The organism is Parabacteroides sp. APC149_11_2_Y6 (genome assembly GCF_054506995.1).
Genome location: NZ_CP173709.1, coordinates 1,739,953 through 1,752,241 on the forward strand (window position 1 = coordinate 1,739,953; position 12,289 = coordinate 1,752,241).

Genomic DNA, 12,289 nt, shown 5'->3' on the forward strand with positions numbered 1-12,289 from the left:
AAACAGTTTACTCCCCTGAATAACTCTTATAAATTCATCAGGTCATTGAGCGATTCGCTCATGCTTGGATGAGTGAAGATGAAATCCCGGAGGAATGTATAATCTAATCCGGCTTTCATGGCGATAGCCACACTGTTTATCATTTCGCTTGATTCCGGAGAAAATAAGGTACATCCCAGGATTTTATTCGTATTTGCATCTATAACAACTTTCATCAAACCATCAGTTTCATCGATTGTTTTGGTTCTTGGGATGGAGGCAACAATAACTTTGTTCGTTTTTACTGTAAATCCTTTTTTCTTTGCCGTTTCTTCATTCATGCCGATATGCGACAGCGGCGGGTCGATAAAAACAGAATAACTTACCGGTTCGCGATCTCCCGTGTTCCGTTCATGGTTCCCGAACAAATCCTCTCTGATGATACGATAATCGTCCAGGGAAATATAAGTGAATTGTAATCCGCCTTTTACATCCCCGATTGCACGTATATTCGGAACCGTTGTTCTTAAATGATCGTCTACGATAACAGCTCCCCGCTCATCTGTTTTCACACCTGCTGCATCCAGGTTTAGTCCGGCTGTGTTAGGTCTTCTGCCTGTGGCAAGTAGAATTGCATCAGCTTCCAAACGAAGCGTTTCTTTTTGTTCCGTATCTTCGTATAGTACGGCCGTTTTATCTATAGACTGGACTTTGGCATTCAAATGGAATACAATTCCTTTCTTTTCTAAGGTCTCTTTTACCGCAGCTGCAATGTCCCTGTCTTCCCGTGGTATGAGTTCGGAATATCCTTCAAGTACTGTGACCCTGGAGCCGAAAGACGCAAACATGGAAGCAAATTCCAATCCGATATATCCACCTCCCACGATTACCAGATGTTCGGGCAACTCTGCCAGCTCCATAATGGATGTACTGGTATATACAGCCGGATTTTCTTTTATTCCGGGAATAGGAGGGATGACTGTTTCGTCTCCCGTATTGATGAATATTTGTGGAGCCTGTATATGGAATGTCTCTTCCTCGGTAACGACTTCAATAATTTCCGGGCTTATAAATGAACCGTTGCCGGTATACACCGTAATGTTGGGATTATCTGCCAGATTATGGTAATTTTTTCCTCGCAACAGAGTTGTCACCTGTTCTTTTTTAGCAATAGCTTGCCTGTAATATGCTTTCTTTTCATCCCATGTCGCTGTTTTAGGAGCCAGTTTTGCCTGGTGCACCAACGTTTTGGTCGGTATACAGCCTATATTTATACAGGTTCCTCCATACATTTTGTCGGAACGTTCCACCATAGCTACTTTTTGATTCCTTTTTGCCAATTCGGCGGCAAGGGTTTTACCACCTTTGCCGAACCCGATAATAATTGCGTCGTACTGTTTCATAACCGCTTTTATTTGTGTTGTTGTAAAATTCTTTTAGCACAATCCGATAATACAACGATTGCTCCGGCAAGAATGGCTGTGTCTTTGATAACCAGGCGTCCTGCTCCCGTTAATAGTGGAAAACCATGTTCGCCACTACCCAAATCCGGGACCCATACTTCAGGGGTGGTAAACAGGAAGGAAAGCGTGCCTAATGTCATGATAATCGCCAGTCCGGTACCTATTAAACCTATTTTAGGGAAGAAAGTTCCCAAAAACGTTAAGATTCCGATACTCATAATCAGGATTCCTAATCCATAAGAGAAGCCATATGTGTTGTTCTGCTTATGCCAGTCATGTTTTTCCTGATTAAATTCACCTTCTTTCAGTTTATATTGTTTGTATTCCGGTGCGCTGTTTGTGTAAAAGAAACTCATAAAAGGACTGTTTGCCACGAACGGAACAATTCCTTCGGCTTCATAATTCCAGAATTTCAGTCCGCCTATCCAGACGAAGATAATCAGGATTGCCACACGGATCAGGTTAATACCCAGTTTTTGAGTAGAAGCTGCCATATTCAGGAAAGCAGTAAAAAGAGTTTGTAATTTTGCGATCATTTTGCTTTATGTTTTTAGATGTTTAACTGATAATGCAAAGATCGATGGTTTTTCCTGTGTAATAAATGGCAATTTTACTGCTTAAGTTGGCAATTGTTCCCGTTTTTCCCTCTTCCTGTAGTCCGAGATACTTTCGTTTGTCATTTTCTTGAAAAAGCGGCTGAAAGCAGCCAGTTCTTCGAATCCCAGGATTTCACTGATTTCTTTGGCACTTTTATCCGTATAAAGTAAAAGACGTTTGGCTTCCGCTTCTATTCTTTCATGGATGATGCGCAGAGGCGAGGGGATTCCATATGAAGAAAAAAGATTCGACAAGGTTTTAGGAGAGCGGAATAAAAGGTCGGCATAATCCTGAACTTGTTTTTTCTCTTTAAAATGGTTGTCCACCAATACATAATATTGCCGGATAATATCAAAGCTCTTTTCTTTTTCAAGGTTGACCTCAAATTTCTCACGGGCGATACGGGTACAAGTAATGATGAAACGTTTCAGGATAATACGCAGCATTTCTTCCTGCAAATTATCCTGTATGGAACATTCACCCATGAAAATACGAATAATATCATGCAGGTTTTCCGCCTGTACCGGGCTTAGTTTTAAGCGGGCAATGTTAGAAGAACCATTGAATAACAGACCATTACAGGAGACTTCATTGTCGTGCCCGTAAATGCAATAGAAGTTGCTGTTGAACAGGAAAGTAAGATATTCTCCTTCTACTTTTTTTATTTCGATATGATGCAGCGGCGTCAACGAAATTATTTCATCTTTTTCAAGATGTATGATTACGTGGTCTATTTCTATATCTAATGAACCTGCCTGTACCCAAATAAATTTGTAAAGGCTCTTGTTATTTTGTAAAACAGAATCCTCATGGAAGCGGAAAGTCATTGCAATGTTTCCGTCAAGAGAGGTGTTTAGATGATATTCCATATCTGTCAGTTTTTAACGAGATTGTAAATATACGGACTTTTGTTATTTTTTGGCTGCGCGGAGCGGAAAGATATAGGGAAAAATTGTAACTTTGGAAGCCAAATCAAGGATAATATCTTACAGATGAAATTTACAAAAAATAGTATAATCAGTTTTCTTGCAGGAAGTGTAATTTGCCTTACCGCCTGCCTGTCTATAGGTTCCACCGATTCAGAAAAAGTGAAAGAAGAGCGTCCGCTGGTGTCTGCGGTAACAATGTCGCCGGAAGTGCCTGCGTCCGTTTCTTTTTGCGGGAAAGAATATGACCTGACACGTTATAATATGCATGAAGGTTTCGACCGTGAGCTGACAAGTTTTACTTACCAGCATTCTGTAACATTGTTGGTTCTGAAGCGTGCCAACCGTTATTTCCCTATCATAGAACCAATACTAAAAGCGAACGGTATCCCCGACGATTTTAAATATCTTGCCGTTATAGAAAGTTTTCTGGAACCGCGAACCGTTTCTCCTGCACGTGCTGTCGGAACCTGGCAATTTATGGAAGGAACTGCCAAGCAGTATGGGTTGACTATTACCGCTACGGTAGATGAGCGCCGGAATGTTGCTAAATCAACGGAAGCGGCATGTCGTTATCTGAAAGATGCCTATGCCAAATACGGCGATTGGGCCACAGTCGCCGCATCTTATAATGCCGGGATGAGACGTATTTCCACAGAGTTGGAAAAACAAGAGGCTGACAGTACGTTCGACTTATGGCTGGTAGAGGAAACTTCACGCTATGTATATCGTATCATGGCAATGAAACAGGTGTTTGAAGCCCCTTATAAATATGGCTTTGTTCTTCGTCCGGATGACTTATACCGGCTGATAGAATGTGACGAAGTAAAAGTTTCTTCCGATATACCCGATCTTGCAATATTTGCCAAATCGAAAGGGATTACTTATGCTGACCTGAAACGCTTCAATCCCTGGCTGATGGACAGGAAGCTCCAGACGTTAGGTAAAACTTATACACTACTTATACCAAGGGAAAAAGAAATGTATTACGACAAGTCCAAGACCAAAGTACACAATCCGGCCTGGGTTGTAAAATAGTTGTTGAATTTATATGAAAATGAACGATAAGAATGCATTGGAAGGAGGGCGCATTTCCGTTTTAGGCGCCCGTGTCCATAATCTGAAAAATATAGATGTAGAAATACCTCGTAATAAACTCTCGGTGATTACCGGTATGAGCGGTAGCGGTAAATCGTCGTTGGCGTTCGATACTATTTTTGCGGAAGGCCAGCGGCGTTATGTGGAAACTTTCTCCGCCTATGCCCGGAATTTTCTCGGAAATATGGAACGGCCGGATGTAGATAAGATAACCGGATTGAGCCCGGTTATATCCATCGAACAAAAAACGACCAATAAGAATCCGCGTTCTACCGTGGGTACCACTACTGAGATATATGACTTTTTCCGTTTGCTTTATGCAAGGGCAGGGGAGGCCTATTCCTATTTGAGTGGGGAGAAGATGGTAAAATATACCGAAGAACAGATTCTTAATTTAATTCTGGAGAAGTACCGGGGAAAAAAGACTTACCTTTTAGCTCCACTGGTGCGGAACCGTAAAGGACATTATAAGGAACTGTTCGAACAAATCCGGAAGAAAGGATATATAAATGTACGTGTAGACGGCGAGATGAAGGAAATATTCCATGGCATGAAGCTCGACCGTTACAAGATGCACAGCATAGAAGTCGTAATCGACAAAATGATTGTATCCGAAAGCGATGAACGCCGCCTGAAAGAAAGCCTGCGGGTCGCTATGAAGCAGGGGGACGGGCTTCTCCTTGTGTTGGATGCCGAAACGAACGAGGTGCGTCATTACAGCCGCCGCCTGATGGATCCGGCTACCGGGCTGTCTTATAGTGAGCCGGCTCCTCATAACTTCTCCTTTAACTCTCCTCAGGGCGCTTGCCCGAAATGCAAAGGGTTGGGACAAGTGAACCTGCTGGATATGGAGAAAATTGTACCCGATCCGTCACTTAGCATTTACAGTGGAGGAATTGTAGCCCTCGGTAAATATAAAAACTCCCTTATTTTCTGGCAGATTGATGCGATATGCCAAAAGTATGGCGTGACGGTCAAGACTCCAATTAAAGACATCCCGGAAGAGGCGATGGATGAGATTATGAACGGAACGGACGAACGGCTGCAGGTTAAAAATGAAATGCTGGGTTCTTCTAACTATTTTATGACCTATGAAGGGGTTGCCAAATATATCCTGATGCAACAGGATGGCGAAGCTTCCGCTTCTGCGCAAAAATGGGCGGGGCAATTCATAAAAATGGCGACTTGTCCCGAATGTAACGGGCGTCGTCTGAATAAGGAAGCCTTGCATTATCTGATTGCCGGAAAGAATATTGCAGAACTGGCGGAGATGGACATTTCCGAACTTTACGAATACTTGGACGGCATTGAAGAAAAACTGGATAAAAAGCAGTTGCAGATAGCCGTCGAGATTTTGAAAGAAATACGTTCCCGCCTTAAATTCCTGTTAGACGTAGGCTTGGATTATCTGGCGATGAACCGTGCTTCCGCTACTTTATCCGGAGGAGAAAGCCAACGTATCCGTCTGGCTACCCAGATTGGCAGTCAGTTGGTAAATGTTCTTTACATATTGGATGAGCCGAGTATCGGTCTGCACCAACGTGACAATGTCCGCCTGATAAACTCCCTGAAAGAGTTACGGGATACCGGAAACTCGGTAGTCGTTGTGGAACATGATAAGGATATGATGCTTAATGCCGATTATGTGGTGGACATGGGACCTAAGGCCGGACGTCTTGGGGGAGAGGTGGTCTATGCCGGAACTCCGGAAGATATGTTAAAAGCAGATACACTGACATCAGCTTACCTGAACGGGAAAGAAGAAATTGCCGTCCCGAAGAAGCGCAGGGAAGGTAATGGACAGTTCCTGACGATAAAAGGAGCTAGCGGTAATAACTTGAAGAACGTGGATGTTACATTCCCGCTTGGTACACTGATTTGTGTGACCGGTGTGTCCGGTAGCGGCAAATCGACATTGATAAACCAGACGCTCCAACCAATCCTGAGCCAGCATTTTTACCGCTCATTGGAAGACCCGTTGCCCTATAAATCAATCGAGGGTATAGATAATGTCGATAAGATTGTAAACGTGGACCAGTCGCCTATCGGTCGTTCTCCCCGAAGCAATCCTGCCACATATACCGGCGTGTTCTCTGATATCCGTAATTTGTTTGTGGAGTTGCCGGAATCTAAGATTCGCGGGTACAAACCCGGGCGTTTTTCATTTAATGTAGCCGGAGGGCGTTGTGAAACCTGTAAGGGAAACGGTTATAAGACCATCGAGATGAATTTCCTACCTGATGTCCTTGTGCCTTGTGAGGAATGCCATGGCAAACGTTATAACCGTGAAACGTTGGAAGTCCGTTTTCGTGGCAAATCTATTGCAGATGTGTTGAATATGACAATCAACATGGCGGTAGAGTTTTTCGAGAATATTCCTTCTATCTTAAATAAGGTGAAAGTCTTGCAGGATGTAGGTTTAGGATATATAAAACTGGGACAGCCTTCCACCACCTTGTCCGGAGGAGAAAGCCAGCGTGTCAAACTGGCTACCGAACTGGCAAAGCGTGATACGGGGAAAACGTTATATGTATTGGACGAACCGACAACCGGTCTTCATTTTGAAGATATCCGTGTATTGCTGGGGGTCCTGAACAAATTAGTGGAGAAAGGTAACACGATTATCGTTATTGAACACAATCTCGATGTGATTAAATATGCCGACTATATTATCGACATGGGGCCGGAAGGTGGCCGTGGCGGCGGACAAGTACTCTTTACCGGTACCCCGGAACAAATGATAAAAGCAAAAACAAAAAGTTATACGGCTCCGTTTTTAAAAGATGAACTAAAGAAATAAAAAAATGAAGAACCCGATTCAAATGATTAAGCAGTGTGTAGAAAAAGAGGAACCCTATTTTTTGTTACGGGGACAAGATATTTGTGCCCTGGCTGCGATTGAAACCTACTACGAGGAAGTAAAGAAGAACGTGAAAGATCCTTATTTTATAGAGGAAATAGAGGAAATAATGAAAGATTTCTGGGCTTTCCGGGAAGAACAGGAAACCCATATTCCGGATTGACGCATGGCAGACGACAGTTACAGAACCATTAAACAGATAGCCGAAGGATATTATACGGAAAAGCGCAGCCGTTTTATTTCGTATGCTATCCCGGTGCGTACTGTGGAAGAAGCAAAAGAACAGGTAGAAAAATACCGTAAAGACTATTATGATGCTCGCCATGTCTGTTGGGCATATATGTTGGGAGCAGACCGGAAAACTTTTCGTGCCAACGATGACGGGGAACCTTCCTCCACAGCCGGCAAACCGATTCTCGGACAGATTAATTCAAATGAACTTACTGACATTTTAATTGTTGTAATCAGGTACTTCGGTGGTATCGAGTTGGGTACCAGCGGGCTTATTGTTGCATATCGTACTGCTGCTGCCGAAGCAATTGCTGCTGCGGAAATAGAAGAACGTACTGTTGACGAAGATATTACGGTTTTATTTGAGTATCCTTTTTTGAACAGTATTATGCGTATTGTGAAAGAAGATAAGCCCACAGTCGTTTCCCAACGCTTTGAAATGGATTGTGAAATGACTCTCCGTATCCGGCAGGGAGACGCAGCCCGGTTGAAGTCGCGTTTATTGAAAGTTGATACTGCCCGGTTGAAGTAATTTATTAATAATCTGAAAGATGGTATTGCGGCTCTTTCAGGTTTGACCGGATTGTTGTATTTTTGTGTGCTGAAATCTAAATAAAAAACAGTTAGTAAAATAATGAAGAAGATCCTTTTATTTTCTTTTTTCCTTGTGGTTGGTTTAGTGGTTTCTCAATTTCTTCCTACAATGGTAGGAGACAGTTATATGTCAGTCAAAACGATATCCAACACACTTTTATATGTTTGTCTTGCTTTTATTATGATAAATGTAGGACGCGAGTTTGAAATGGATAAAACCCGCTGGAGATCCTATACCGAAGATTATTTTATCGCGATGGCTACCGCAGCTTTTCCCTGGATATTTGTTGCTTTATATTATATGTTCGTACTTCTTCCGGATATCTATTGGACAAGTGGAGATGCCTGGAAAGAAAATTTATTGCTGAGCCGTTTTGCCGCTCCGACTTCTGCCGGCATTTTGTTTACCATGCTTGCCGCCGCAGGGCTTAAGGCTTCGTGGGTATATAAAAAAGTACAGGTTTTAGCTATATTCGACGACTTGGATACTATCTTGTTGATGATACCGTTGCAAATCATGATGGTCGGTCTGCGTTGGCAGTTGGGAGTAATTATTCTGATCGTAATGGTTCTGCTTATACTTGGCTGGAAGAAGATGGGTTCGTATGATATGCGCCAGGACTGGAAAGCAATATTGCTCTATGCTGTTGTAACATTCGGTATCACACAGGTAGTGTATCTGGTTTCCAAACATTGGTATGGGGAAGATGCAAGTATACACATCGAAGTGTTGCTGCCGGCTTTTGTCTTGGGCATGATAATGAAGCATAAGCATATCGATACAAAGGTTGAACATAATGTGGCTACGGCCATTTCATTCCTTTTCATGTTTTTAGTCGGTGTCAGTATGCCGGTTTTCTTTGGTGTCGATTTCGGGGCTCAGTCTGCTGAGGCATCCACGATTACAGGTTCCCAGCCCATGATGTCGTGGCCGATGATAATAACACATGTCATTATTGTTTCTTTCCTTTCCAATATAGGAAAACTTTTCCCGCTGTTTTTCTATCGTGAAAGACGCAAGCGTGAGCGTCTGGCTTTGTCAATCGGGATGTTTACCCGTGGTGAGGTAGGGGCCGGGATTATTTTTATCGCTTTAGGATATAATTTAGGTGGACCGGCATTGATGATTTCCGTATTAACTATAGTGTTTAATTTAATTTTAACTGGTATATTTGTTGTCTGGGTAGAAAAGCTGACCCGCAGTGCATACGCACTGGAACAAGCTGAGATGCACAAGGTGCAATCATAAGAAAAAATCCTGGGGGAGATATTCAGCAAGTTATCTCCCCATAACATATTTGATACTGTATGGAGAATACCTTTAATGTTATCCTTAAACCGTTACGTCGTTTTGCCACACAGAAAACGAACGCCAGTCTTTTATTATTCATGGCGACTATCTTAGCCATGATTTTTGCCAATTCACCATGGGCAGAATCCTACCATCATATCCTTGCCTATCCGATAGATTTTAAAATAGGAAATTTTGTTCCTTTTGAACATCATGGGGCTCCAATGTCGATGCTTGCTTTTGTGAATGATGCTTTGATGGCCATGTTCTTTTTTGTAATCGGTTTGGAAATTAAACAGGAAGTATTGATTGGAGAACTTAGTTCCGTACGAAAAGCGCTGCTGCCGATTATAGCAGCATGTGGTGGTATGGTCGTTCCGGTGTTGTTCTATTATCTGGTATGCAATTCCGCTCCGGAGGTAAGAGGTGTGGCAATCCCTATGGCTACTGACATTGCATTTGCCCTTGCCGTACTGGGAATTTTAGGGAAGCGGGTTCCATTGAGCATGCGTATTTTCCTTACGGCTCTTGCTGTGGTGGACGATATAGGGGGTATTATTATTATTGCTTTGTTCTATAGTGGGCATATTTCAGTCCAGCCGTTACTTATTTCTTTGGCTCTGTTAGCTTTGCTTTACATTGGCGGAAAGATGAGGGTTAACAGCAATATCTTTTATTATGTTGTCGGCTTTTTTGTCTGGATGCTCTTTTTGGAGTCCGGCATTCATCCTACCATCGCCGGGGTACTGGTGGCATTTACGGTTCCGGCACGTCCGGTTGTTAAACTGGATGATTTCACCTGCGACATGACCGGTTATCTGAATATGTTGGATTATACCGAGGTACGCCATTCCAAAAAGGCGGAAGTGCTGACCTCTACACAGATACAAGTATTGAATAATATCCATTCCCTGGCAGATAAAACCATTAGTCCCTTGCAGAGTATTGCCGATAAATTGCATCCGATGGTGAATTTCTTTATATTACCCCTTTTTGCTTTTGTAAATGCAGGAGTTACTTTCGGCGATATTCAGTCGGAGTCATTGATGAAGGTTCCTTTGGCAGTATTTGCCGGATTGTTTGTAGGAAAATCATTGGGTATCTTTTCTTTTACTTACCTGTTTTCCCGTTTGGGGCTTGCAACCATGCCCAAAGGGGTTACAAAACGAAACCTTTTCGGAGTCTCCATGTTGGGCGGCATAGGTTTTACTGTCGCATTGTTTATTGCGAATCTTTCTTTTTCCGGAATGCCGGACATAGGAGCTGACTTGCTGAATCAAGCGAAGTTGGGAGTGTTTGCCGGTTCATTTATTTCTGGATTGTGCGGGTATCTTATTTTGAAATGTGTATTACCGAAAGAGGTACAATAGGTAGAGTTAGTTTTTTAACCTCTCTTTTTGTAAAGTCTCTTTCAATATACTTTTATTCAAAATTCTTTCCTTTGATTTGATCATATACAACGCACATTTCCGTACCACGTTAGTAATGGATCCGCCGGAAAGTTCGGTTTCGGCGGCAATATCAATCAGTTCGTCAGTATCCTTCCCCAGCCACATTCCGGGAAGCATTTTCCGCCACAATTCGGCACGCAGTTCTTTTGTCGGCATTGGAAAATAGATGATCGACTGGAAGCGGCGGGAGAATGCTTCATCAATATTCGAGCGTAAATTCGTCGCCAGGATTACCATGCCGGGAAAATCCTCTATCCGTTGCAGCAGATAAGCTACTTCCTGGTTGGCATGGCGGTCATTGGAGGTATTATTGGAGGTACGTTTTCCGAACAGGGCATCTGCCTCGTCGAAAAAAAGAATCCAGTTCCGGTTTTCGGCGAGGTCGAATACCCTGGCAAGGTTCTTCTCCGTTTCCCCAATATACTTGGATACAATCATAGACAAGTCTATCCGGTATACATCCATATTGTTCTTCTTTCCCAATAACGTTGCCGCCAGTGTCTTTCCCGTTCCGGGAGGTCCGTAAAACAGCGAGCGGTATCCGGCTTTCAGGATACGGGACAATCCCCAGTTTTCCATGATAATCTTACCTGAAGAAATCCAGGTATTGATCTCTTCCAGTTCGGTAGCCACTTGGTAATCCAATACCATATCTTCCCAATCCAGTTCCGTAGTGATACGTTTGGCAGGGAAACCGATCGTATAATCCGGCTTATATTCCTTGTCCAGTAAAACACGACTCAAAAACTCTTCCGACACCCGTAACTGTCCGCTCAAAAATGGTTCTCCTTCACCAGCTCCTTCCAGACGGAGGATATTCTTCGTATGGAACCAGTGGTCCCTCTGAAAGAACCGTATCACCTCTTTGCGTTTTTCCGTATCTTCGCCGGCAAGGATAAAGACTGCCGTTTCGCCGGTAGGCAGGAAGCCTCCGTGTGACAGTCCCTTCCATCCTCCGAACTCCGTATATTGCCGGTCAAAGTTCTTGTTTTGCACAAAGAATATGTCTAATATATGCGGACAGATATGAGGCATTAGCGCCAACATGACCACAATCCGTTCGCCGAATGTAACTTCCGGGACGGTTAGTACTTTTTGCAGCCAATCATCCGCAGGCAGCTCCACTTCCTCAAGCGAAGTATATTCACATTCTTGTTGGAAATAAAGCTGTATAGTCGTTGTCAGTACCCGGTTGAACCAATCGATATATTTATCCATATTCCCGGAATTTACATGCTATTCGCCTTTGTACCCATCACGTCCGCTTCATGTTCCAGGCCTGCATTGTCATTGACAGGCATTCCACCTATTTCCATAGTGGGTTCTACGCGTCCCGCCATCTGTTGTGTCACGTGCCACGCTTCATGCGGCAAATGTTGTTCTTGTCCGGGTGCCACATGGATATCCGTACCCTGCGTAAAGGCAAGAGCTTGTACAGTTGCCGGCTGCGAAGAGTTATAGTGGACTTTCACATTATCCATCGAGAAGCCCGACAAATCTTCTACACCCGCTTTTAAGTTATCCGGCAGTCCGGTGTTGTTCGGCTTCTGCTGCATAGTGGTATCCGATTTCATTTGCGAGATTTCGTCATCATCTTCCTCCCGTTGGATGGTCCCGTCAAATTTACCTTGGAGAGTATCTTCCTCTTCCTCTCCGATACGCTGTAACAACTGATTCGCCGGGCGGTTGTCGATAAACTGCAAAGTTCCGTTACCATCCTGCTTCTGTTGGATGGTGCGGGCTGTCTTTTCCTGATATACTTTTTCTGTTTCCATACCAAATATTATTTGTTGTTGCTT

The 12,289-nt window shown here is 43.3% G+C and carries 11 protein-coding genes; 6 read left to right on the top strand and 5 right to left on the bottom strand.

Going from position 1 to position 12,289, the window contains the following annotated elements:
- Window positions 1–26 precede the first annotated feature (26 nt).
- The 3 genes from ACGE0T_RS06940 to ACGE0T_RS06950 all read right to left on the bottom strand — a co-directional run bounded on the left by ACGE0T_RS06940 (window position 27) and on the right by ACGE0T_RS06950 (window position 2,908).
- Entirely contained in the window at window positions 27–1,382 is a 1,356-nt protein-coding gene (locus ACGE0T_RS06940; RefSeq protein ID WP_459189803.1) for an FAD-dependent oxidoreductase, read from the bottom strand.
- 8 nt (window positions 1,383–1,390) lie between these two features.
- Window positions 1,391–1,978 carry a DUF417 family protein gene (locus ACGE0T_RS06945; RefSeq protein ID WP_459189804.1) on the bottom strand — a complete coding sequence of 196 codons (588 nt, stop codon included), beginning with the start codon at window positions 1,976–1,978 and terminating at the stop codon, window positions 1,391–1,393.
- An 81-nt stretch (window positions 1,979–2,059) separates the two neighbouring features.
- Window positions 2,060–2,908 carry an AraC family transcriptional regulator gene (locus ACGE0T_RS06950; protein ID WP_459189805.1) on the bottom strand — a complete coding sequence of 283 codons (849 nt, stop codon included), beginning with the start codon at window positions 2,906–2,908 and terminating at the stop codon, window positions 2,060–2,062.
- A 123-nt stretch (window positions 2,909–3,031) separates the two neighbouring features.
- On the opposite strand from ACGE0T_RS06950, the gene ACGE0T_RS06955 reads away from it, so the two are divergent.
- From ACGE0T_RS06955 to nhaA, 6 genes are all read left to right on the top strand, one after another.
- Window positions 3,032–4,003 carry a lytic transglycosylase domain-containing protein gene (locus ACGE0T_RS06955; protein WP_459189806.1) on the top strand — a complete coding sequence of 324 codons (972 nt, stop codon included), beginning with the start codon at window positions 3,032–3,034 and terminating at the stop codon, window positions 4,001–4,003.
- A gap of 19 nt (window positions 4,004–4,022) precedes the next feature.
- Window positions 4,023–6,863: an excinuclease ABC subunit UvrA gene (gene uvrA, locus ACGE0T_RS06960; RefSeq protein WP_459190433.1), complete on the top strand. Its 2,841-nt coding sequence runs from the start codon at window positions 4,023–4,025 to the stop codon at window positions 6,861–6,863.
- A gap of 4 nt (window positions 6,864–6,867) precedes the next feature.
- Complete coding sequence (locus ACGE0T_RS06965) at window positions 6,868–7,086, top strand: hypothetical protein (RefSeq protein WP_459189807.1); 219 nt, start codon at window positions 6,868–6,870, stop codon at window positions 7,084–7,086.
- A gap of 3 nt (window positions 7,087–7,089) precedes the next feature.
- Window positions 7,090–7,686 (top strand): IMPACT family protein, encoded by a 597-nt coding sequence (locus ACGE0T_RS06970; protein WP_459189808.1) that lies wholly within the window; start codon window positions 7,090–7,092, stop codon window positions 7,684–7,686.
- 102 nt (window positions 7,687–7,788) lie between these two features.
- Window positions 7,789–8,997 carry a cation:proton antiporter gene (locus ACGE0T_RS06975; protein ID WP_459189809.1) on the top strand — a complete coding sequence of 403 codons (1,209 nt, stop codon included), beginning with the start codon at window positions 7,789–7,791 and terminating at the stop codon, window positions 8,995–8,997.
- Window positions 8,998–9,056: 59 nt separating this feature from the next.
- Entirely contained in the window at window positions 9,057–10,409 is a 1,353-nt protein-coding gene (gene nhaA, locus ACGE0T_RS06980) for a Na+/H+ antiporter NhaA (protein ID WP_459189810.1), read from the top strand.
- 6 nt (window positions 10,410–10,415) lie between these two features.
- Here nhaA and ACGE0T_RS06985 read toward each other — a convergent pair whose 3' ends face one another.
- Complete coding sequence (locus ACGE0T_RS06985; RefSeq protein WP_459189811.1) at window positions 10,416–11,708, bottom strand: ATP-binding protein; 1,293 nt, start codon at window positions 11,706–11,708, stop codon at window positions 10,416–10,418.
- An 11-nt stretch (window positions 11,709–11,719) separates the two neighbouring features.
- Window positions 11,720–12,265, bottom strand: coding sequence for an eCIS core domain-containing protein (locus ACGE0T_RS06990; RefSeq protein WP_459189812.1), 546 nt, complete (start codon window positions 12,263–12,265; stop codon window positions 11,720–11,722).
- Window positions 12,266–12,289: the final 24 nt, after the last annotated feature.